The sequence below is a fragment of the Ruegeria jejuensis genome, assembly GCF_041537905.1.
In the GTDB taxonomy this organism is placed as follows: Bacteria; Pseudomonadota; Alphaproteobacteria; order Rhodobacterales; family Rhodobacteraceae; genus Ruegeria_C.
On sequence record NZ_JBGRUO010000009.1, the window covers coordinates 123,604 to 143,409 of the forward strand.

Here is a 19,806-nt window from a genome sequence, read left to right on the forward strand (position 1 = left end):
GAACGTGGCCGACACCGCGCACAATGACAAGACGGCAGTTCTGCCGGAGGCCGAAACCTCCGAAGGCGAGATCTACGATCGCCGCACGCTGACCTACGCAAACTCCTTTGATGACCGCTGGACCGCCACGACGATCCGGGCGATCGAATGGGTGACCGGCAAGATCACGATCCTGCGTATGGTCAACAAGTTCGAGAAGCAGAACGAATATTATCGGGGCCAGAAGTTCTGGCGCGGCGCGCTGAATATCATGGGTATCGAATTGCAGACCCCGCCCGAGCAGATCGCGCGTATTCCGACCGAAGGCCCGGTCGTGGTGGTGGCCAACCACCCGCATGGCATGGTTGACGGCATGATCTTTGCCGACCTGATCGGACGCGTGCGGCTGGACTACCGCATTCTGACCCGCTCGGTTCTAACCGGCCTGGACGAGGCGGCGACCTCCTTCATGATCCCGGTGCCTTTCCCGCACGACCCCGAGGCGCAGACCAAGATGCTGGAAATGCGTGGCAAGGCGATGGCGCATCTCAAAGAGGGCGGCGCTGTGGCGCTGTTCCCATCCGGTGTGGTGATGTCATCGGATACATGGTTCGGCCCGGCAATCGAACGTGAGTGGAGCGTCTTCACCGCCAAGATGATCCGCCGCTCCGGCGCACGGGTTGTTCCGATCTTTTTCCCCGGCTCGAACTCACGCTGGTATCAGATCGCCAACCGCATCTCACCGATCCTGCGGCAGGGCCTGCTCTTGAGCGAGATCGTGCGCTCCTGCAACAAACCACAGGCGCCGGTAATCGGCGAACCGCTGACCGACGAACAGATGCAGTTGCTCGAAGAAAATCCGCGCCAGTTCATGTCGTGGTTGCGCGATCATACGCTGGCGCTGGGCAAGCAGGGCTGATCCGCTCTTCATATGGCCGGAAATATCCCGGGGATGAATTGCCCACAGGCCAAGTAGGGGCTGACCCTTTCCTTTATCGTGTCGGCACTGGCACGTCGCCGCGATAGTCGTAGAATCCGCGCTGCGTCTTGCGGCCCAGCCAGCCAGCCTCGACATATTTCGTCAGCAGCGGGCAGGGGCGGTATTTGGTATCCGCCAGCCCGTCATGCAGCACGTTCATGATCGCAAGGCACGTGTCGAGACCAATGAAATCCGCCAGTTCCAGCGGCCCCATCGGGTGGTTGGCCCCCAGCTTCATCGACTGGTCGATCGACTGCACCGAGCCCACCCCTTCATAGAGCGTATAGACCGCCTCGTTGATCATCGGCATCAGGATGCGGTTGACGATGAAGGCGGGGAAGTCTTCAGCGCTGGCAGCCGTTTTGCCCAGCCGGTCGACCACTTCCTTGCAGGCCTTGAAGGTCGCTTCATCGGTGGCAATCCCGCGGATCAATTCGACCAGCTGCATGATCGGGACCGGGTTCATGAAATGGAAGCCCATGAACCGTTCGGGCCGGTCAGTGCCGCTGGCCAGTCGGGTGATCGAGATGGAGGACGTGTTCGAGGTCAGGATCGTGTGTGGCAAAAGGTGCGGCTGCAGGTCTTCAAAGATGGCCTGCTTGATCGTCTCGCGTTCGGTCGCAGCCTCGATCACCAGATCCGTCTCGCCGATCTCGGGCAGGTTCAGCGTTGTGTGGATACGCCCCAGCGCCGCTCTCATGTCGGCCTCGGCGATCTTGCCGCGCGACACTTGCCGCGCCATGTTCGCCTCGATCAGCGCGCGCGCGTCGTCCAGCGCCTGCTGGTTCACATCGGACAGAACCACATCATACTCCGCCAGCGACATCACATGGGCGATCCCGTTGCCCATCTGCCCCGCGCCGATCACCCCAACCTTGCTGATGCTCATGTGGTCTGCCCTTTGCCCGACTCTCGCCCGGACCATATCGGCATTGCCTGTCGGGCGGAAGAGGGCGGGACCATGAGGATTTGCCGCAAATTGGCGCATTAGGCGAATCGCAACCTATCGGCCTGCACAGTGGGTGCCGGGTGAAGACGACACATTTTGGTGGGTGATATGAGCTATCAGGGTCCGGGCGCGAGGTCGCCCGATGAAATGACATGTTTTTATGGCAACTCCCGGTTGCCCGTGCGCGGGCCACGGCGCGATCTGGACACGCGCTATCTGGCCTGCCTCGGCGGGGCCGAGACCTTTGGCCGGTTTGTCCCGGCCCCTTTTGCCGAATTGCTTGAGCGGCGACTCAGGCGCAAGGCAGTCAATCTGGGCAGTGTGAATTGCGGGCTGGATGCCTGGCTGGCCGATCCCGACCTCGTCAGCATCGCCAAGGGGGCTGAGCTATGCGTGCTGCAATTGCCCAGCCTGCATCAGCTCTCAAACCGGTTCTACCGGGTGCATCCGCGTCGCAATGATCGGTTCCTGAAGGCGTCCGAAGGGTTGAGTGCGCTCTATCCTGAAGTGGATTTTACCGAGTTCCACTTTACCGGCCATCTGATAGGGTACTTGAAAGCCGAGGATACGGAGCGATTTGCCGCCGTGCAGGCCGAGCTTGAGCGCGCTTGGCTCAACCGCATGCATGGTCTGATTTCGTGCCTCGATACACAGGTGCTGCTATTGCGGTTGCAGAAGATCGATGACGAGCCGGGCGGCGATCCGGCCCCGGTCAGCACCGAGATGTTGGAGCAGATCGCGCCATACGCGCAGGCTGCGCTTGATATCAAGGTGCGTCCGGCCGGGCAGTCCATGGAGTTGGGTGACATGATCTTCGGCACCATGCAGCAACCGTCAGCCGAACACATGCTGGGCCCCGTCACGCATCAACTTATCGCCGACAAGCTGGCCCGCGCGATCCGCGATCTGGACTGAACACGGACCCCGCAGCCTATCCCGAAAGCCACACCAAATCCGCACTTAGCGCCTTGGCATCGGCGATGCTGCGCTGCAGGGCGGCCAGTTTCGCGGCATCGGTGGACCCGGACGGGCTGGAATTCAGCACCCGGTCGATACGTTGCGCCGTGGCCGGGTCCGTCCCTCCAAGCGCATCGCGCTGTTGTAGAATCTGCAGCTTCAACTGCGCCAGTTCCGATTCCGAGCTGCGGATTTGCGCGGCAAGCGCATCATTGCGCGCCTGCGCGCTGGCCACATCCGCCTCGGCGGCATCGACCCGGTCGTCATATGCGCCTGTGGCAATGCCGGAGACGCCGTTGAAAAACCCGCCTTCGGCCGGGTCGGTGGTGGTCTGGCATCCTGCCAACGCAAGCAAGGGCAGGGCAAGCAGGGCTTTCATCGCATCCTCCTCAGATCGCCGTGGCCAGATCGTTCGCAATCGCGCGCATCTGCCCGATCTGATTCTGCAGCGCGGCCAGATCGCCGTCGATGGGCGCGGCGCTCTCGCCGCGCTTGACGGTCAGACCGCGCGCTTCGGCAAACTCGCCCTGCCGTTTGGTCGCGCCGTCGATGGCGATCTGCATCTGCGCCAGATTGCCATTGGCCTCGGTGATTTCCTGCTGCATCTGCGTGCCCGAGATCTGCCCGGCAGCCGATTGCGCCTTAAGCGCGTCTAACTCAGCCTTTTGCGCGGCAAGCACCTGGTTCATCACGTTGATCGTGGTCTGCATTTCGGCGGCATTGGCATCCAGGTCCTTCTTGATCTGACGCAGGCGGGATTCGCGGCCGATATATTTACGCTGCACGAAAGCCACATAAGACCCGGCAGCCGCGCCTGCGCCCAGCCCGATCGAGATCCCGGTGCCGACATCATCACTGCCACCCAGCCCAAACCCGATGGCACCGCCGGTTGCCCCACCGGCCAGGGCACCTTGCAGCACCGTTTTCTGCAAGGCGGCGGCCTGCTTGGCCAGTTGCTCTTCGGCCTGGCTGTCACCAGTCTGGCCTGCGGCGGGCGCGGTGGATTGCGTGTTGGTCGGCCCATCGCCGCAGGCCGACAGGGCCAGCGCCGACGCCAGCGTTGCTGCGATCACTCTTGGGGTAACAGGTCTGCCAGCCATTGGTAGCTTCCTTTCTTGCTGTCATCTGCCTGAGCGACATGGGCCAGAAACAGCGCCGCGTCCTCGGTCATGTGGTGCCCGGATTGCTGCAGGTCGCGAAACCGGTCGTCGCCGCCAACCCAGGCGGTGGTGGCATCGGGCGGAAAGAACAGAACCGCGCGGTTCAGAACCTCGTCATAATAGCTGCGGCTTTCGTCCAGCCGCCGCAGGATGGTGCCGCGCGAGCGGTGAATGTCATAAACATCGTTATGGGCCTGCCGCAGCACCGGCAGCGCGTCGGCATTGGTTTCGGCGATCTCGGCGATCTGCGCCAGCGCATCCTCGGCGATGGCGAGTGTGCGCTCGACGCTGCGCAGCGCCACCAGATCGGTGCGCAATCGCTGCAGGGTCGTGGCGGCCAGAAACATCGACACTTGTGCGGCATCGCGATAAAGCGCCTCAGCGCTCACGTCACCGCCGTCAGCGAGGTGCCTGCGATATCCGGCCAGCGCCGGGGCCAGATCGGGCTGCACCGTGCGGGCGCGCCCGGTCTCGAGCAGCCCAAGCGCTGCCAGGGCCGCCGCCATCCGCTGCGGATCTGCCGAAGCGAGAAGTGTCTCTGCCGGGGCAGTACTCGCGGCAGGCGCATCGCCTGACAGCCTGTCCAGCCGGTCCTGTGCGATGCTGGCGAACAACCCGTTGGGATAGTCGCGCAGATACGCGTCGAAATCGCTCGGTTCCACGGACGAGGCGATGCTGCGCCAGTGCGCCAGCTCGCTGGCAGTTGCATCATCGGGAGCGTCTTCGTCCAGGGCAGGGGCAAAGGCATGTTCGCTTAGCACCGCCTCTTCGACCCAGGGCACCTGACGCCCGCCTGTCTGCATCACCACCTGCTGGCGTACCCGCCCCAGCATCAGCCGGGTGTCCAGCCCGGAGGTTGCGATATGATCGAGCAGGCCACTGGTAAAGACACTGTTCTCACCGGTGCCGTCATAGGCCACATTGCCGGGATCGGTGGCATAGGCGATCAGCAGACCTGCGCCGCCTTTGGCCCGGACCAGCCCCTGTTCGACCAGCCCCTGATCCGAAAACGGATTGTTGCGGCAGGCATCCAGTAGCAGAATGCCAATCTCGGGCCCCGCGCGCGAGATCGTGTCGCGCACCTGCGCCATGGTGATCGAGCTCTGCCGGAGCGCGGCAACATCGCTACCCGAAAACTCGGTGCCGATCAGGTGGTTTTCGCCGCCGATCTGCACCCCGTGCCCGGCGTAGAAAAACACCGCCATCTCGGCACCCTGTGCGGCCGCGCCAAAGGCTTTCAGGGCGGTCTCCATGCCTGCTGCATCCTGATCGGTGGTTTTTGCCACAACGAATCCCAACTCGCGCAGCGCGCGCGCCAGCGCATCGACATCATTCACCGGGTTTCGCAGGCTCATCTCTGGCGTGGCATAGGCCGAGTTGCCGATCAGCAGCGCCACCCGGTCACCTGCCTGCGCGGCAGAGGCAGCCGCCAGCAAAACAAGGCTCATGCAGAGCCGAAGAATGGTAAAAAGAGGGTATTTCGACCTCATGCGGTGACGTTACCGCACTGGCGGGCGAAGTACAGATGAATTGAACCCGCCCGGATCATCCAGCGCGGCAGCGACATTCATCACCAACTGCATTGAAATACCGGAGCGGCCCGCGCGGCCTCGCCGGGTTGATCGGGGCAGGGGATTTTCACGATAAATCCCCTGAAACCCCCTTGCCACTTGGTCCCGAGTTGCGTACATGGCGGCTCTTATCGCGTGGCCGGCCGGAAGTGGCATGCCGAGTCGCGTGCGAACCGAACCCGAAGAACAGGAGACGGAAATGCCCAAGATGAAGACGAAATCGAGCGCCAAGAAGCGCTTCAAGGTAACCGCGACCGGCAAGGTCCTCGCGGGTCAGGCCGGCAAGCGCCATGGCATGATCAAGCGGACCAAGAAATTCATCCGTGATGCCCGCGGCAACACCACCCTTTCTGCCCCCGACGCCAAGATCGTCAAGGGCTACATGCCCTACGACCGTTAAGAGGAGATACCAGTATGTCCCGCGTTAAAGGTGGAACCACAACCCACGCCCGTCACAAGAAGATCATCAAGGCTGCCAAAGGCTACTATGGTCGCCGCAAAAGCTCCTTCAAGGTGGCAACCCAGGCCGTCGACAAGGCCAACCAGTATGCGACCCGTGACCGCAAGCAGCGCAAGCGGAACTTCCGCGCGCTGTGGATTCAGCGCATCAACGCCGCCGTCCGCAGCCACGACGAAGCGCTGACCTACAGCCGTTTCATCAACGGTCTGAATCTGGCCGGTATCGAAGTGGACCGTAAGGTTCTGGCCGATCTGGCCGTGCACGAGCCCGACGCGTTCGGCGCGATCGTTGCCAAGGCACAGGCCGCACTGGCCGCCTGATCTGGCAACACTCCAGATAGATTGCAAAGGCCGCTCCGTTCGGGGGCGGCCTTTTTTTTGTGCAGTCGGCTAGGGCGCGGCAGAGGCGAGACCGATGGCCTGACTGATCGCGGCCCCGGCATTCACTGTTTGATAGAGTGGGCGCGGGGGATGCTGGCTGGTGTCGATCTCTCGTTCTATCCACTGATGCGCGCGCAGCTGTCGCAGCGACTGGGACAGGGCGCGATCTGTAATCGGCATCAGCGCGCCTTTCATTTCGCTGAAATACCGGGGGTGGTGACCCACCGCCAGGACCGGAACTGACCAGGCGCGACGCAACACTGCGCTTTCTTGCTGGCCGGGAACAATCGCCCTGATCCGCGCGGCAATCGCGGCGATTGCAGTGCCTTTCTGCGTCAAACGAAATTCTGGTCTCAGCGGATGCCCGTGGCCCGGATTGCGCTCAAGCAGGCCGAGCGCTTTCAGATGTGCAAGGCTCTGGGCAAAGGCGGTGCGCCCTGCGCCGGTCTCTGCCAGCAACGGAGCCTGCCGCCCCGGTACGCCCTCATGCAAGAGCGCAAGTATGCTCAGCGACCAGGCGCGGGAGGCTATCTTGACAAGCAGCTCGATGTCCATAAAGTATAGCTACTATATTTTATGGACATAGGAAAGATCATGGCCGTTGCATCGCTTGAAAACACGATAACCCTCGCCATGTCCGTCCGGGACCGTCATGCCAGCGCCGAATGGTATGGCAAGATGCTTGGATTTGACCTCTTGTATCATGCCGACGACGCGGGCTGGAGCGAGCTTGCCACCAAGACCGCAGGCGTGACGCTCGGGCTGGGTGAACAGGCAGAACCGGCACCCGGCAACTCGGTTCCGGTTTTTGGCATCGCTGATATCGATGCGGCGCGCCTGGATCTGGAGGCGGCGGGCGTCAGATTCGATGGCGAAACCGAGGTGATTGAGGGCATGGTCAGCACCGCGACATTCTATGACCCGGACGGCAACGCGCTGATGCTGGCGCAGGATCTGACGGGCGGCAGCTGAAAGCCTGTTAACCTGTCCCCAGCGGGCGCTGCACCACCGCACAGGCCGCCCCGGCCAGGAGCATGGCCGAGGCCACCAGCAACCCGTCCCCGATCTGTCCGGTATGATCCCCGATCCAGCCTGCACCGATTGGCCCCAGAATCTGCGATACCGCAAAGACCACGGTGCAAACACTGATCGCCGCACCCCAATCCGGTTGCGGCAAGTTCTGCCGCACAAAGCTGGTGATCGCGCTGGGCGGCATGAAGAAGGACAGCCCGAAAACCAGCGCGGATAGCAGCAGGCCCACGGTATTGGGCAGCAGCACCGGCAGGGCCGATCCCGCCGCCACCGCCACAAGGATCACCGCCATCGGCAGGCCCGAGGCAAAGCGCGCCAGCAACCCGCGCCACAGGAAGGGCGAGGCCATCACGCTCACCCCCAACGCCACCCAGGTTGCGGCGATCAGACCGGTGCTGATCTGATGCGACACCATCCAGGCCGACAGGAAGGTCGGGTAGACGATATAGCCCAGCCCGAAGAACCCATAGCTGATCATCTGCCTCAGCATTCGGCGCAATGGTGGCTTGCTGCGTGGTGCATCCTCGGCGATAGGCGGTTTGACATGTGCTGCGGCCCAGATTGTGACCGGCACGAAGGCCAGTGCCGCAAACCCCACCAGAAACCATGCCGTATCCCAGGATTGCGGTCCCATGACATCCAGCATCACCGGCAGGACGGCGCCGCACAAGGCCAGCCCCAGCCCACCGCCACCGCCAAAGTAAAGCGCGATCGCAAGCGCGTTTTGGCGCGGACTGTCGGTGAACATCGACGCCGCCAGCGTGCCGCCGCAGATGAAGGACAGCGCCCCGAACACTCCCGCTCCCATGCGGCAGAGCGATTGCGCGGCCAGGCTCTCATCCACCCCGGTCAGGGCAAGGCTGATCGCTGTGCCCAGCGTTCCGATGACAAAAAGCCGCCCCGGAGTGACCCGTCGGATCAGCGCCATGGTGGCTACTGCGCCCGCCAGATACCCGATCGCGTTGGCTGTGTTCAGCCACCCGGCCTGCGTATAGCTCCAATGCAGGCTCTCGCGCATCGCGGGCAGGATCAGCCCGTAGGAAAACCGCCCGAACCCATTTGAAATAGCGACGCTCAGCGCCAGTCCCAGCAGCACAAGCCAGGGTCTGCTCAGATGAAAGGCGCGCATATCGGGTCCCCGGTTCGGTCGGTCCACCCTGCAACGCAGGGGGCAGCAGCGCAATGCCGCCCTCTTGCTTTCGCGCACCTGTGTGGTAGCAGGGCGCAAGCAGAATTCAGGGGACCGTCATGGACGATCTTAAGGCAAAATATCTGGGTCAGATCGCGGATGCGGGTGACGAAGACGCGCTGGAGGCGATCCGCCTCGCCGCCGTGGGCAAGAAAGGCGAGGTTGCGCTGAAAATGCGCGAGCTGGGCAAGATGACCCCAGAGGAGCGTCAGGTCGCAGGCCCCGCGCTGAATGCGCTGAAGGATGAGATCAACTCCGCGCTCACCGCCAAGAAAACCGCGCTGGGGGATGCCGCGCTCGATGAGCGCCTGCGCACCGAATGGCTGGATGTGACTCTGCCCGCGCGCGACCGCCGTCAGGGTTCGATCCACCCGGTCAGCCAGGCCAGCGAGGAACTGACCGCGATCTTTGCCGAGCTGGGCTTCTCGGTCGCCGAAGGCCCGCGGATCGAGACTGACTGGCACAATTTCGACGCGCTGAACATCCCCGGCCATCACCCCGCGCGGGCCGAGATGGATACGTTCTACATGCACCGCGCCGAAGGAGATAACCGCCCGCCGAATGTGCTGCGCACCCATACCTCACCGGTGCAGATCCGCTCGATGGAGCTGCAGGGCGCACCGATCCGCATCATTTGTCCGGGCGGTGTCTACCGCGCTGACTATGACCAGACCCACACTCCGATGTTCCATCAGGTCGAGGGGCTGGCCATCGACAAAGACATCTCGATGGCGAACCTTAAATGGGTGCTGGAGGAGTTCGTGAAGGCCTTCTTCGAGGTGGACGGGGTCGAACTGCGCTTCCGCGCCTCGCATTTCCCCTTCACCGAGCCATCGGCCGAGGTCGATATCCGCTGTTCATGGGACAATGGTCAGCTAAAGATCGGCGAGGGCGACGACTGGCTGGAGGTTCTGGGATCGGGTATGGTCCATCCCAAGGTGATCGCCGCCGGCGGCATCGATCCGGAGGTCTATCAGGGCTTTGCCTTCGGCATCGGCATCGACCGTCTGGCGATGCTGAAATATGGTATTCCCGACCTGCGGGCCTTCTTCGATTCCGACCTGCGCTGGCTGCGCCACTACGGGTTTGCGGCGCTGGATATGCCGAACCTGCATGGTGGTTTGTCGCGCTAATGTGGTGGACATTTGCTGCTGCGTGCCTTGCGTCAATGACGGCTTTAGCTATCGCGTTTGGCGCCTACCCTTGGCAAAAGTCGGCAGATAGAAAACAGCAACTTTTGCACGAGAGGCGAGAGGGCTACCGCCGTTTTTTGGAAGAAGCCAACAGTCTGTTGGCCCGAGTTGTCGTACGCCAACCAAGTCCGAGTGACAAAGAAGAATTTGAGCACTACTTGCGAGTGGTGGCGGTCTCTTCAAACCTGACATTGTACGCTCCAAAAGATGTTATCGAAGCATGCCAAAAATACTCTCAAGAACTGTTCGCATACATGCGTACAGTTGACCAACTAAAGGATAAATATTCGAAAAATTGGTGGTCTAAGCCCGAGAGTATCGAGGCAACTAATCGGGTTCGAGCTCTTAGAAGAAAAGCAACGATTTCAATCCGTCGTGACCTCGAAGAGACGGGCGGCGGCGAGATTGAAGCCGCTGTGGATGCCTTTTTCATTTTGACGCCGGTGGTAGAGCAGACTTAGGGCTAGTTTGGCCGGCGGATAGGCTGGCTCTTAGGATTCATGGATTGCGAACAACGGGCACTAGGCTTCGGTTAGCGTAGGCGTTTGACTCCACCCTAAAAGGCGCAGAATCAAGGCCGGAGGCCGCCGCGCCATCGCCAGACCGCCCGGACGGGCTGGCGATTTGGCTGCCACCAGTGCTCCCTTCGCATGTCATTGGGTTTGGCTGGGATAAAGTGCCCCGTTTAGATGTTGGATCGCCATCCCGCGGTCTGGCGATGGAGCGGCTCAGCGCTGTTCCCACGGGGTTGTGACGTGACATTGAGCGCGGTGCGGATAGGCTCCGCCTCATGATCCGGTTTTTCCTCTGCCTTCTGCTGCTCACCGCTACCCATGCCGCCGCCAATGGCTGTCAGGGCGATATTGCCTGCCCGCTGGGCGACCGTTCCTACCACGTGCTGGCGCCGGAGGATTGGGACGGGCAAACGCCTCTGCCGGTTCTTCTGCATTTCCATGGCTGGGCGCGGCAGGGCGATGTGGTGGTCAATCACGAGCGCATCGCAGGCGCGACCCAAACACGGGGCGTGCTGCTGGTGGCCCCCAATGGCCGCCGCAAGAGCTGGGATTTCTGGACGTCGGACACAGACGATGTGGGTTTTGCCAATGACGTGCTTGCGGATGTGGCCAAACACTATCCCATCGACTCCGACCGCATCTATGTTTCGGGCTACTCCTACGGCTCGGCCATGGCGTGGCGCTATGCCTGCGAATCCGGCGATGGCGTGGCTGCCTTGCTGGCCGTCGCCGGCTCCATCCGCCAGACCGAGGACTGCGCCCAGGCCCCACGCGAGGTGCGCCATGTGCATGGGTTGAAGGACCGGGTGATGGATTTCCCCATGGGACCGGGCGGGGATACGACCTATCCGGTGGCGCTCTGGCGGGCGAAGCTGGGTTGTCATGAGGCCACCCCGCAAGGCGATTGGAGCGTCGTGCCCTTCCTTACCCATTCTCGCACGGTCTGGAGCAACTGTGATGCTGGTCAGGTGACATTGGACCTGCATCCGGGCGGGCATTTCATCCCGCATGGCTGGATCGGCTGGCAATTGGACGAGTTGGCCGGGCGCGAACCGACCTATCCCTGAATTTGACATTGGCTCTGCGCGGGGGCCAACTGGCCCTAGCGCAACAGGATCGGGGCAGATGAAACATTTCCTTCTCGCAAGCACTCTGGTGCTGACCGCCACGCAGGTCGGTGCCAAGGACACCTATCCGCCGCTCGATCTGCTGCTGCAGACCGACACCACCGTGATCGGACAACCTATCGTCTATCCACCAGGGCAGGCCGAGATCACCGTGGCCATCGTCACCATGCAGCCGGGTCAAGCGACGCCCAAACACAAACACGAAGCGCCGCTCATAGGCTATATCCTCGAAGGCGAGATCACCGTCGATTACGGCGCGGACGGCACCCGCACCTATCGCAAGGGCGACGCGCTGGTCGAAGCGTTGGGCAGCGACCATGTGGGCACCAATACCGGGGACGGGATCGCACGTATTCTGTCGGTCTTTGCCGGGGCCAAGGGCACGCAGAACACCGTCATCGAAGACTAGCCCCGCGCGCCCCTTCCACACGCGTGAAATATCCGTTACACGGCGCTGCGACACGACCAAGCAACCGGCGGATCACGACCAATGAAATTCACGCTTTCCTGGCTCAAGGACCATCTGGAGACCGACGCCTCGGTCGATGAGATCACCGAGGCTCTGACCGATCTCGGGCTGGAGGTTGAGGACGTGTTCAACCCCGCCGACCGGCTCAAGGACTTCAAGCTGGGTTACGTGACCCATGCCGAGAAACATCCCGATGCCGACAAGCTGCGGGTCTGCAAGGTCGACACTGACGAGGGCGAGTTGCAGATCATTTGCGGTGCCCCCAACGCCCGCGAAGGCATCACAGTCGTGGTCTGCAAACCGGGCATGTATATTCCCGGCCTCGACCTGACTATCAGCGTTGGCAAGATTCGCGGTGTCGAGAGCTTCGGCATGATGGCCTCGGAACGCGAGTTGGAGCTGAGCGACGAGCATGACGGCATCATCGAGCTGCCCTCGGGCGCGGTGGGCGACAGTTTCGTGGACTGGCTGGCCGAAAACGACCCCGCCAAGGTCGATCCGGTGATCGAGATCGCCATCACCCCCAACCGGCAGGACGCGCTGGGCGTGGTGGGCATTGCCCGCGATCTGGCCGCGCGTGGGCTTGGCACACTGAAACTGCGTGAAGACGTGGCGGTACCGGGTGATTTTGAATGCCCGATCAAGGTCAGCATTGACGAAGATACGCTGGATGGCTGCCCGCTGTTTACCGGTCGTCTGATCCGAGGCGTGAAAAACGGCCCCAGCCCGCAATGGCTGCAGGATCAGTTGACGGCCATCGGGTTGCGTCCGATTTCGGCACTGGTGGATATCACCAACTACATGACCTTCGACCACAATCGCCCGCTGCATGTTTTCGATGCCGACAAGGTGTCGGGCAACCTGCGCATTCACCGAGCCGAGGGCGGCGAGACGCTGAAAGCGTTGGATGAGAAGGATTACGCGTTCGAGTCGGGCATGATGGTGATCTCGGACGATAATGGCCCTGAAAGCATCGCCGGGATCATGGGCGGTGAGGGAACCGGCTGTACCGAAGAGACAGTCAATGTCTTCCTCGAAAGCGCCTATTGGAACCATGTGCAAATCGCACTGGCCGGGCGCAAGCTGCGGATCAACTCCGATGCGCGCTATCGTTTCGAGCGGGGCGTCGATCCGGAATACACACTGCCCGGGCTGGAGCATGCCACCCAGATGATCCTTGATATCTGTGGCGGCGAGGCCTCAAACGTGGTGATCGCGGGCGAGGTGCCCGACCATACCCGCGCCTATAAGCTGGATACCGACCGGGTGCAGTCGCTGGTGGGTATGGAAATCCCCGAGGCCGAGCAGCGCCAGACGTTGACCCGGTTGGGCTTCCGGCTGGAGGGTGACATGGCGCATGTGCCCAGCTGGCGCCCAGATGTGATGGGCGAAGCAGATCTGGTCGAGGAAGTGGCCCGTATCGCCTCGCTGACCAAATTGCAGGGCAAGCCCCTGCCGCGCGTGATCGAGGGGCTGCCGAAACCGGTCATGACCCCGAAACAGCGCCGCGAAGCGATGGCGCGGCGCACCTGCGCGTCGCTGGGCTACAATGAATGTGTGACCTACACCTTCATCGATCAGGCCTCGGCCGCGCTGTTTGGCGGTGGTGATGAGAAAACCATGCTGGAAAACCCAATCTCGTCCGAGATGAGCCATATGCGCCCGGCGCTGCTGCCGGGGCTGTTGCAGGCCGCCGCCCGCAATCAGGCGCGCGGGTTCAGCGATCTGGCGCTGTTCGAGGTTGGACCGACCTTCCACGATGGCGAGCCGGGCGAGCAACAGACGCTGATCTCTGGCCTGTTGGTCGGCCGCACCGGTCCCAAGGATGTGCAGGGCGCCTCGCGCGGTGTTGATGTGTTCGATATCAAGGCCGATGCCGAGGCTGTTCTGGCCGCCATCGGTGCTCCGGCCAAGGTGCAGATTCTGCGCGGCGCCGATACCTGGTGGCATCCCGGTCGCCACGGCAAGATCTGTCTGGGTCCCAAGAAGGTGCTGGGCGTCTTTGGCGAGCTGCACCCGCGCGTCTTGCAGGCGATGGACGTCAAAGGCCCGGCGATGGCCTTCACCATTTGGCCGGACGAGGTGCCGATGCCGCGCAAATCGGGGGCAACCCGCTCGGCGCTGGAACTGCGCGATCTGCAAGCGGTCGAACGCGACTTCGCCTTTGTGGTGGATGCCGATGTCGAGGCTTTGACCCTGGTCAACGCCGCCGCAGGGGCCGACAAGGCACTGATCGATGGTGTGCGGGTGTTCGACGAATTCATCGGTGGCAGCTTGGGAGATGGCAAGAAATCCCTCGCCATCACCGTGCGCCTGCAACCGAGCGAAAAGACGTTGAAGGAAGCCGACATCGAAGCCGTCAGCGCCAAGATCGTTGAGAAGGTGGCCAAGGCCACCGGCGGCGTGCTGCGCGGCTAACATCGCCTGCCACGCCATGGCCCACTCTTAGCGCTGCAATACCAAACTGGCTCATGATAGATCCTGCTGATTGTCTCAGATCAGCAGGACACCACGCGCCGGAGCCCGATGTGCTATCGGCTTTATGTGTCTGCCCTCGTCTAATACCTTAGTATATTTCCGGTTTCGTGACTGGAAGCGTTTCCGGTTTCCGTGGCAGGCTGCTTCCACCATGTGGCGCAAGTTCTGCGGCACCAAGGAACAGGAGAATAGCAATGAGCGTTTATCTGATTGCAGAGATCAAGATAACCGACGATAGCTGGGTCCCGGACTATGCCGCCAATGTCCACAAGCTGGTTGAAAAACACGGCGGTAAGTATCTGGCGCGCAGCGGCAATATCGACACGCTGGAAGGCGAAGAGCGCGACAGTACACTGATTGCACTGCTGGAATTTCCCACACGCGCCGCTTTGGACGGGTTTGCCACAGGTCCCGAATACGCGCCTTACGCGCAGGCGCGCCAGGCCGGGAGCATCTCAAGCTTTCGCGTAATTGACGACACCGACATTGCAGGCGCGATCCCTTATCTGAAGAAAGGCTGATCCCCTCGCGAGCCCAGTCGAACCAGAGGAAGTTATGGCGCGGAGGAACGAACACGGTTATGCGGGGCGCACCGCTTCGGGATGTGCCGCCGCAAAAGCCGGGTGTGCGGTACAGGCGACCTCAACGCCCAGCAGGCGCGGCATGTCCGAGATGTCGACCTCCCACCGGCGCGCATTGTAAAGCTGTGGCATCAGGCAGATATCGGCCAGACCGGGGGTGGTGCCGCAGCAGTAGGGCGTCTGCTCAAATTCGCTCAGCAGCGCCTCGAAGGCCAGCAGACCGGGACGGATGAAATCGCGCATCCAGATGCCGGGCATCCCGTCGGCCCCACCGGAAAGCGCCGTGGCCTTTTTTGCCACTGACAGATTGCAGACCGGGTGGAGGTCAACCGCGATGGCATGGGCCAGTGCCTGCACCTTGGCCCGCTCGGCGGGGCTTTCGGGCAGCAGATGCAAAGTCCGGGTCGAGTCCAGATAGTCGAGAATGGCTAGAGATTGCGTCAAATGCAGATCGTCGATCTCAAGCACCGGCACGAATCCTTGTGGATTGCGGGCCAGATGCGCGGCGCTGCGTTGCTCGCCCTCAACCAGATTGACGGGAACCGCACGATAAGCGATTCCGGCCAGGTTCAGAGCGATACGCACCCGGTAGCTGGCTGATGAGCGCCAGTAATCGTAAAGAACCGTCTCGCTCATGCGCTTTTGAGTGCCGCGGCCTGCAATGCCTGTTGCAACACTTGTTGATCGCCGATGTGATTGGCCAGAACCAGCACCAGACGGGCGTTCAGGGCATCGCTTGCGGGTTTGTCCAGACCTTCATGGGTCTCCAGCAGATCGGCATAGAAATCATCAGCCGTGTCGAAATTCGGTGTCAGGATCAGATCGGACATGGGCTTACTCCTTGCCAGCGGCGCGGCGGATCGCGCTGCGGATCAGGCTATCGTCATAGCTGGGGCGGCGCGCCGCAACATATTGATCCGGCCGGATCAGATAGACTGCGCTGTCATTGCTGCCCAGATAGCGCGCTTTCAGCTGCATGCTGGGATCATCCTTGAAGGACAGCGCCAGCCGGTTCACCGTGATCCCGTCTTCCTCGATCACATCCGGCGCATCGGCGTCGATGGTCAGCAGGGTGAACCCGTCGCCCAGTTTCGACAGCAAAAACGCGTCGCCCAGCGGGGCATCGGGGCAGGGGGCCCCGGGACGAGACCGCGCCGGGCCATCCAGCGCATCTGCCGAATTCAGCGGCGAGCCCTCATAGACCGTCGGCGTCGACAGGCGGCCCGAATTCACCAGCGGTCGCGCGAAATCGTAATGCTCGCTCAAATCCAGAACCGCGTCGCGGAACAGCCGCGAGGTCTCGGATTTCGGGGTGATGAAATCGGTCGAGCGGGTAGAGTTCACGATGTTCTCATCCGCGCCCTGCATCCTCTCGCTGTCATAGCTGTTCAGCAGGCTCTCGGGTGCTGTGCCTTCGATCACCAGCTTCAGCTTCCAGCCCAGGTTGTCGGTGTCCTGAATGCCCGAATTCGCGCCGCGCGCGCCAAAGGGCGATACCTGATGCGCGCTGTCCCCGGCAAAGATCACCCGGCCATGGCGGAACTGCTCCATCCGGCGGCACTGGAACGTATAGATGCTGACCCATTCCAGCTCGAATTTAACATCCTCGCCCAGCATTGCCTTGAGCCGCGGGATGACGTTTTCGGGCCGTTTCTCGCGTTCCTTGTCGATGTCCCAGCCCAGTTGCAGATCGATGCGCCAGACATTGTCAGGCTGCTGGTGCAGTAGTGCCGATTGCCCCTTGTTGAAGGGGGGATCGAACCAGAACCAGCGCTCGGTCGGGAAATCCGCATCCATCACCACATCGGCGATCAGGAAGTTATCCTCGAACACACGGCCCACGAAATCTATGCCCAGCATGGCACGGGTTGAGGAGGCCGCCCCGTCGCAAGCGATCAGCCAATCGGCCTCGATATTGTAGGAGCCTTCGGGTGTGTCGACCTCAAGCGTCACATGTTCGGGATGGGTGCCGATGGCCGAGACCTTGTTGCGGCCCCGGATCTCGATCTTGGCGCCTTCGCCCTGCAGCGCGCGAATGCGTTCGACCAGATATTCCTCGACATAATATTGCTGCAGGTTGATGAACGCGGGGTATTCATGGCCCTCTTCGGGCTGCAAGTTGAATTCATAGACCTTTCGATCATCGAAAAAGACCTTGCCCCGGTTCCACAGCACACCCTTGTCCACCATCGGCCTGCCGCAGCCGAGCCTATCGGCGATCTCAAGCGTGCGTTTGGAAAAGCAGATGGCGCGCGAGCCAAAGCTGACCTTGTCATTGTCGTCCAGCACGACAACCTCAACCCCTTGCTGCGCCAGATCGATCGCGGCGGCAAGGCCAACAGGACCCGCGCCGATCACCACCACCTGATGCCGGACCGGAGCAGGCGTTCCCTGATCGGGGCTGTGCTCATAGGCATAAAGCGGCTTTTCAAAGATCTTGTTCATGGGTCTCCTCCCCATTGAAGCGGTTTCTCAGAAGCTTGGCACCGATTCCCGTTCACCAAAACGATCTGGATCAAGGTCTTTTGCGATTTTGTCCGTGATGCTGAGAGGTCTCAGCCCTGCAGTGCCTCCCACATGTCCAGATCGCGTTGGGCGGTCCAGATGCGCGGCGTGTCGACGCCACGCGCCTCGTCATAGGCGCGCGCCACGTTGAAGGGCAGGCAATGCTCGTAGATCGCGTAGTCTTTGAATTTCGGGTCGCACTCGGCACGCACCGCGTCCCAGGCCTCTTTCAGCGTGCCGTTTCGCGCGGCGACCCGCGCGGCAGGGCGGTAGGTGCTTGAGACGAAATCGCGGGTGTTCTCGATGGCGGCGTTCACCATGTCTTTTCCAATCAACGCATCCCCGCGCCCAGGCGCGATGGCGTCCACATCGAACCATTTGATGGCATCGAGCGTATCGCCCCAATCGCTGAAATGCCCGTCGCCGCAATAACAGGCCGAATGATACTCGACGATATCGCCGGTGAACATCACGTTCTGATCGGGCACGTGGATAACGATATCGCCCGCCGTATGGGCGCGGCCCAGATGCATCAGGTCGATCCGGCGATTGCCCAGATAGACGGTCATCGTGTCGCTGAAGGTGGTGGTGGGCCAGGTCAGGCCGGGGATGCTCTCATGCCCTTCGAAGAGGCGCGGGAAGCGTTGGAATTCGCTGTCCCAATCCTCTTGCCCGCGTTCCACGACCATGGCGCGGGCCATGTCCGACATCAGGATCTGTTGCGCCCCGAAGGCGCTGGCCCCCAGCACGCGCACGGCGTGGTAGTGGGTCAGCGCAACATGGGTGATCGGCTTGTCGGTAACGCCGCGTACGCAGTCGATCACCTTCTGCGCCAGACGCGGGGTTGCCTGTGCCTCGACGATCATCACGGCATCATCCCCGATGATGACACCGGAATTCGGATCGCCCTCTGCGGTAAAGGCATAGAGGCCCTCGCCCACTTCGGTGAAGGAAATCTCTTTCTCGGTCATGTCCCCCTGGGACGCGAATGCCTTGGCCATGGTCTTATCCTTCCCTTTGGTAGGGGTTTTCGAGTGCTGGCAGGACAGTTCCGACACAATCGCCGAATCCGATCACATATCCATCGCCCTGCGCCGAGCCCTTGAGCGTCAGCGTGTCGCCGTCTTCGATAAAGCTGCGGATCTCGCCACTCTCCAGCGTCATAGGCTCCTTGCCGCCCCAGCTTAATTCCAGCAGCGATCCGCGCTCGGGCTTGGTCGGGCCGGAGATGGTGCCGGAGCCCAGCAGATCACCGGCGTGCATAGGGCAGCCTGAACTGGTGTGATGGGCCAGTTGCTGGGCGGCGGAATAGTACATCTCAGAATAGTTGGTGCGGGCGATGGTGCTGGCGGGCTGACCCTCGGGGGCCATGGTCACCTCAAGCTCGATATCATAGAGCATGGGGCCGCAATCTTTCAGGTGATCCAGCAATTCGACCTCGCGCGCGGGGGTGTCGTGGCGAAACGGTTCCAGCGCGGCTTTGGTTACGATCCAGGGTGAGATCGAAGTGGCCGTCGCCTTGGCCTGAAATGGCCCCAGCGGCTGGTATTCCCAAGCCTGAATGTCGCGGGCTGACCAGTCGTTCAGCAGGACGTAGCCGAAGATGTGGTCATCGGCCTCCTGCACGGTGATCGGCCCGTCCGAGGGCGTGCCGACAATGGCCCCCATCTCCAGTTCGATGTCGAAACGGGCGCAGGGTGCAAATCGGGGCTTGTCGTCGTTGGGCCCTTTGAGCTGCCCCCAGGGGCGGCGGATATCCGTGCCGGATACCACGACTGACGATGCCCGGCCATTGTAGCCGATCGGGATATGAAGCCAGTTTGGTGGCAAGGCGTTTTCCGCGCCGCGAAACATAGTGCCGACATTGGTGGCGTGATGACGGCCTGCGTAGAAATCGGTGTATTCGCTGACGGCAAGGGGCATGTGCAACTGCGCCGCCGCCATCGGGGCCAGAAAAGGCTCAACCGTGTCACGCTCTGCCGCGCCCTCTGCCAGCAGAGCCGTCAGCCGCGCGCGCAGTGCAGCCCAGACGGCGGGGCCTTCTTCCATGAGCGGGTTCCAGAAGGGCATGTCGAAGAGCGGATAATCAGCCAGCGCGATCAGGCCGCTTTCCTCGGCGGCTGTCACGTCGAGGATCATATCGCCGATAGCAACGCCACAGCGGGGCGTTTCAACCCCAATGGAAAACACCCCATAGGGCAGGTTGTTGAGCGGAAAGGGGTTGCCTGCGGTGTTGGCCGAAGCGACCCAGGATGTCATCAGGGGCATTCTGTCTCCAAGCG

22 protein-coding genes are annotated in these 19,806 nt (G+C 61.9%); 11 read left to right on the top strand and 11 right to left on the bottom strand.

What is annotated here, in order from left to right; translation table 11 throughout:
- Positions 1 to 4: 4 nt before the first annotated feature.
- A complete protein-coding gene (locus AB1E34_RS12695; RefSeq protein ID WP_372572710.1) occupies positions 5 to 898 on the top strand; it encodes a lysophospholipid acyltransferase family protein in 894 nt (297 codons plus the stop codon).
- Positions 899 to 971: 73 nt separating this feature from the next.
- On the opposite strand, the gene AB1E34_RS12700 is transcribed toward AB1E34_RS12695, so the two are convergent.
- Complete coding sequence (locus AB1E34_RS12700; protein WP_372572711.1) at positions 972 to 1,847, bottom strand: 3-hydroxybutyryl-CoA dehydrogenase; 876 nt, start codon at positions 1,845 to 1,847, stop codon at positions 972 to 974.
- A gap of 168 nt (positions 1,848 to 2,015) precedes the next feature.
- Between AB1E34_RS12700 and AB1E34_RS12705 the strand changes: the two genes are divergently transcribed.
- Positions 2,016 to 2,822, top strand: coding sequence for a DUF6473 family protein (locus tag AB1E34_RS12705; RefSeq protein WP_372572712.1), 807 nt, complete (start codon positions 2,016 to 2,018; stop codon positions 2,820 to 2,822).
- Between the two features lie 16 nt (positions 2,823 to 2,838).
- Here the strand turns inward: AB1E34_RS12705 and AB1E34_RS12710 are convergent, their stop codons facing one another.
- Genes AB1E34_RS12710 through AB1E34_RS12720 form a run of 3 tightly spaced genes read right to left on the bottom strand, consistent with a single transcriptional unit; the run spans position 2,839 to position 5,472 of the window.
- Positions 2,839 to 3,243: a hypothetical protein gene (locus tag AB1E34_RS12710; RefSeq protein WP_372572713.1), complete on the bottom strand. Its 405-nt coding sequence runs from the start codon at positions 3,241 to 3,243 to the stop codon at positions 2,839 to 2,841.
- 10 nt (positions 3,244 to 3,253) lie between these two features.
- Positions 3,254 to 3,964, bottom strand: coding sequence for a hypothetical protein (locus tag AB1E34_RS12715; protein ID WP_372572714.1), 711 nt, complete (start codon positions 3,962 to 3,964; stop codon positions 3,254 to 3,256).
- The gene (locus AB1E34_RS12720; RefSeq protein WP_372572715.1) at positions 3,934 to 5,472 is read right to left on the bottom strand and encodes a caspase family protein; all 1,539 of its coding nucleotides are present in this window, start codon (positions 5,470 to 5,472) and stop codon (positions 3,934 to 3,936) included. The genes AB1E34_RS12715 and AB1E34_RS12720 overlap by 31 nt, the downstream gene beginning before the upstream one ends.
- 322 nt (positions 5,473 to 5,794) lie before the next feature.
- Here AB1E34_RS12720 and rpmI point away from each other — a divergent pair, with 322 nt between their 5' ends.
- Together rpmI and rplT are read left to right on the top strand one after the other, a co-directional pair.
- Entirely contained in the window at positions 5,795 to 5,995 is a 201-nt protein-coding gene (gene rpmI, locus AB1E34_RS12725) for a 50S ribosomal protein L35 (RefSeq protein ID WP_010443552.1), read from the top strand.
- Between the two features lie 14 nt (positions 5,996 to 6,009).
- Complete coding sequence (gene rplT, locus AB1E34_RS12730; RefSeq protein WP_306201293.1) at positions 6,010 to 6,375, top strand: 50S ribosomal protein L20; 366 nt, start codon at positions 6,010 to 6,012, stop codon at positions 6,373 to 6,375.
- A 69-nt stretch (positions 6,376 to 6,444) separates the two neighbouring features.
- Here rplT and AB1E34_RS12735 read toward each other — a convergent pair whose 3' ends face one another.
- Positions 6,445 to 6,990: a winged helix-turn-helix transcriptional regulator gene (locus AB1E34_RS12735; RefSeq protein WP_372572716.1), complete on the bottom strand. Its 546-nt coding sequence runs from the start codon at positions 6,988 to 6,990 to the stop codon at positions 6,445 to 6,447.
- 39 nt (positions 6,991 to 7,029) lie between these two features.
- Here AB1E34_RS12735 and AB1E34_RS12740 point away from each other — a divergent pair, with 39 nt between their 5' ends.
- A complete protein-coding gene (locus tag AB1E34_RS12740) occupies positions 7,030 to 7,407 on the top strand; it encodes a VOC family protein (protein ID WP_372572717.1) in 378 nt (125 codons plus the stop codon).
- A 7-nt stretch (positions 7,408 to 7,414) separates the two neighbouring features.
- Here the strand turns inward: AB1E34_RS12740 and AB1E34_RS12745 are convergent, their stop codons facing one another.
- Positions 7,415 to 8,596, bottom strand: coding sequence for a YbfB/YjiJ family MFS transporter (locus AB1E34_RS12745; RefSeq protein WP_372572718.1), 1,182 nt, complete (start codon positions 8,594 to 8,596; stop codon positions 7,415 to 7,417).
- Between the two features lie 119 nt (positions 8,597 to 8,715).
- Here AB1E34_RS12745 and pheS point away from each other — a divergent pair, with 119 nt between their 5' ends.
- From pheS to AB1E34_RS12775, 6 genes are all read left to right on the top strand, one after another.
- Positions 8,716 to 9,789 (top strand): phenylalanine--tRNA ligase subunit alpha, encoded by a 1,074-nt coding sequence (gene pheS / locus AB1E34_RS12750; protein WP_372572719.1) that lies wholly within the window; start codon positions 8,716 to 8,718, stop codon positions 9,787 to 9,789.
- On the top strand, positions 9,789 to 10,310 hold the full coding sequence (locus tag AB1E34_RS12755; RefSeq protein ID WP_372572720.1) for a hypothetical protein: 522 nt from the start codon (positions 9,789 to 9,791) through the stop codon (positions 10,308 to 10,310). Before pheS ends, AB1E34_RS12755 begins: the two co-directional genes overlap by 1 nt.
- A gap of 329 nt (positions 10,311 to 10,639) precedes the next feature.
- Positions 10,640 to 11,431, top strand: coding sequence for a CE1 family esterase (locus AB1E34_RS12760; RefSeq protein WP_372572721.1), 792 nt, complete (start codon positions 10,640 to 10,642; stop codon positions 11,429 to 11,431).
- Positions 11,432 to 11,489: 58 nt separating this feature from the next.
- Positions 11,490 to 11,900, top strand: a complete 411-nt coding sequence (locus AB1E34_RS12765; RefSeq protein ID WP_372572722.1) for a cupin domain-containing protein — start codon at positions 11,490 to 11,492, stop codon at positions 11,898 to 11,900.
- 81 nt (positions 11,901 to 11,981) lie between these two features.
- Positions 11,982 to 14,378 carry a phenylalanine--tRNA ligase subunit beta gene (gene pheT, locus AB1E34_RS12770; protein ID WP_372572723.1) on the top strand — a complete coding sequence of 799 codons (2,397 nt, stop codon included), beginning with the start codon at positions 11,982 to 11,984 and terminating at the stop codon, positions 14,376 to 14,378.
- Between the two features lie 254 nt (positions 14,379 to 14,632).
- Positions 14,633 to 14,959 (top strand): DUF1330 domain-containing protein, encoded by a 327-nt coding sequence (locus AB1E34_RS12775; RefSeq protein ID WP_372572724.1) that lies wholly within the window; start codon positions 14,633 to 14,635, stop codon positions 14,957 to 14,959.
- Between the two features lie 57 nt (positions 14,960 to 15,016).
- On the opposite strand, the gene maiA is transcribed toward AB1E34_RS12775, so the two are convergent.
- The 5 genes from maiA to fahA form a co-directional block, all read right to left on the bottom strand.
- Positions 15,017 to 15,655, bottom strand: a complete 639-nt coding sequence (maiA, locus tag AB1E34_RS12780; protein WP_372572725.1) for a maleylacetoacetate isomerase — start codon at positions 15,653 to 15,655, stop codon at positions 15,017 to 15,019.
- Positions 15,652 to 15,849 (bottom strand): DUF2783 domain-containing protein, encoded by a 198-nt coding sequence (locus AB1E34_RS12785; RefSeq protein ID WP_372572726.1) that lies wholly within the window; start codon positions 15,847 to 15,849, stop codon positions 15,652 to 15,654. The genes maiA and AB1E34_RS12785 overlap by 4 nt, the downstream gene beginning before the upstream one ends.
- A 4-nt stretch (positions 15,850 to 15,853) precedes the next feature.
- On the bottom strand, positions 15,854 to 17,464 hold the full coding sequence (locus tag AB1E34_RS12790; RefSeq protein ID WP_372572727.1) for an FAD-dependent oxidoreductase: 1,611 nt from the start codon (positions 17,462 to 17,464) through the stop codon (positions 15,854 to 15,856).
- A gap of 110 nt (positions 17,465 to 17,574) precedes the next feature.
- A complete protein-coding gene (locus AB1E34_RS12795; protein WP_372572728.1) occupies positions 17,575 to 18,525 on the bottom strand; it encodes an MBL fold metallo-hydrolase in 951 nt (316 codons plus the stop codon).
- A 4-nt stretch (positions 18,526 to 18,529) separates the two neighbouring features.
- A complete protein-coding gene (fahA, locus tag AB1E34_RS12800; RefSeq protein WP_372572729.1) occupies positions 18,530 to 19,792 on the bottom strand; it encodes a fumarylacetoacetase in 1,263 nt (420 codons plus the stop codon).
- Positions 19,793 to 19,806: the final 14 nt, after the last annotated feature.

Bases quoted from the DNA above. Each gene is read 5' to 3' on its own strand.
- AB1E34_RS12700 (WP_372572711.1), bottom strand. From the start codon at position 1,847: ATGAGCATCAGCAAGGTTGGGGTGATCGGCGCGGGGCAGATGGGCAAC.
- AB1E34_RS12705 (WP_372572712.1), top strand. From the start codon at position 2,016: ATGAGCTATCAGGGTCCGGGCGCGAGGTCGCCCGATGAAATGACATGT.
- AB1E34_RS12710 (WP_372572713.1), bottom strand. From the start codon at position 3,243: ATGAAAGCCCTGCTTGCCCTGCCCTTGCTTGCGTTGGCAGGATGCCAG.
- AB1E34_RS12715 (WP_372572714.1), bottom strand. From the start codon at position 3,964: ATGGCTGGCAGACCTGTTACCCCAAGAGTGATCGCAGCAACGCTGGCG.
- AB1E34_RS12720 (WP_372572715.1), bottom strand. From the start codon at position 5,472: ATGAGCCTTGTTTTGCTGGCGGCTGCCTCTGCCGCGCAGGCAGGTGAC.
- rpmI (WP_010443552.1), top strand. From the start codon at position 5,795: ATGCCCAAGATGAAGACGAAATCGAGCGCCAAGAAGCGCTTCAAGGTA.
- rplT (WP_306201293.1), top strand. From the start codon at position 6,010: ATGTCCCGCGTTAAAGGTGGAACCACAACCCACGCCCGTCACAAGAAG.
- AB1E34_RS12735 (WP_372572716.1), bottom strand. From the start codon at position 6,990: ATGGACATCGAGCTGCTTGTCAAGATAGCCTCCCGCGCCTGGTCGCTG.
- AB1E34_RS12740 (WP_372572717.1), top strand. From the start codon at position 7,030: ATGGCCGTTGCATCGCTTGAAAACACGATAACCCTCGCCATGTCCGTC.
- AB1E34_RS12745 (WP_372572718.1), bottom strand. From the start codon at position 8,596: ATGCGCGCCTTTCATCTGAGCAGACCCTGGCTTGTGCTGCTGGGACTG.
- pheS (WP_372572719.1), top strand. From the start codon at position 8,716: ATGGACGATCTTAAGGCAAAATATCTGGGTCAGATCGCGGATGCGGGT.
- AB1E34_RS12755 (WP_372572720.1), top strand. From the start codon at position 9,789: ATGTGGTGGACATTTGCTGCTGCGTGCCTTGCGTCAATGACGGCTTTA.
- AB1E34_RS12760 (WP_372572721.1), top strand. From the start codon at position 10,640: ATGATCCGGTTTTTCCTCTGCCTTCTGCTGCTCACCGCTACCCATGCC.
- AB1E34_RS12765 (WP_372572722.1), top strand. From the start codon at position 11,490: ATGAAACATTTCCTTCTCGCAAGCACTCTGGTGCTGACCGCCACGCAG.
- pheT (WP_372572723.1), top strand. From the start codon at position 11,982: ATGAAATTCACGCTTTCCTGGCTCAAGGACCATCTGGAGACCGACGCC.
- AB1E34_RS12775 (WP_372572724.1), top strand. From the start codon at position 14,633: ATGAGCGTTTATCTGATTGCAGAGATCAAGATAACCGACGATAGCTGG.
- maiA (WP_372572725.1), bottom strand. From the start codon at position 15,655: ATGAGCGAGACGGTTCTTTACGATTACTGGCGCTCATCAGCCAGCTAC.
- AB1E34_RS12785 (WP_372572726.1), bottom strand. From the start codon at position 15,849: ATGTCCGATCTGATCCTGACACCGAATTTCGACACGGCTGATGATTTC.
- AB1E34_RS12790 (WP_372572727.1), bottom strand. From the start codon at position 17,464: ATGAACAAGATCTTTGAAAAGCCGCTTTATGCCTATGAGCACAGCCCC.
- AB1E34_RS12795 (WP_372572728.1), bottom strand. From the start codon at position 18,525: ATGGCCAAGGCATTCGCGTCCCAGGGGGACATGACCGAGAAAGAGATT.
- fahA (WP_372572729.1), bottom strand. From the start codon at position 19,792: ATGCCCCTGATGACATCCTGGGTCGCTTCGGCCAACACCGCAGGCAAC.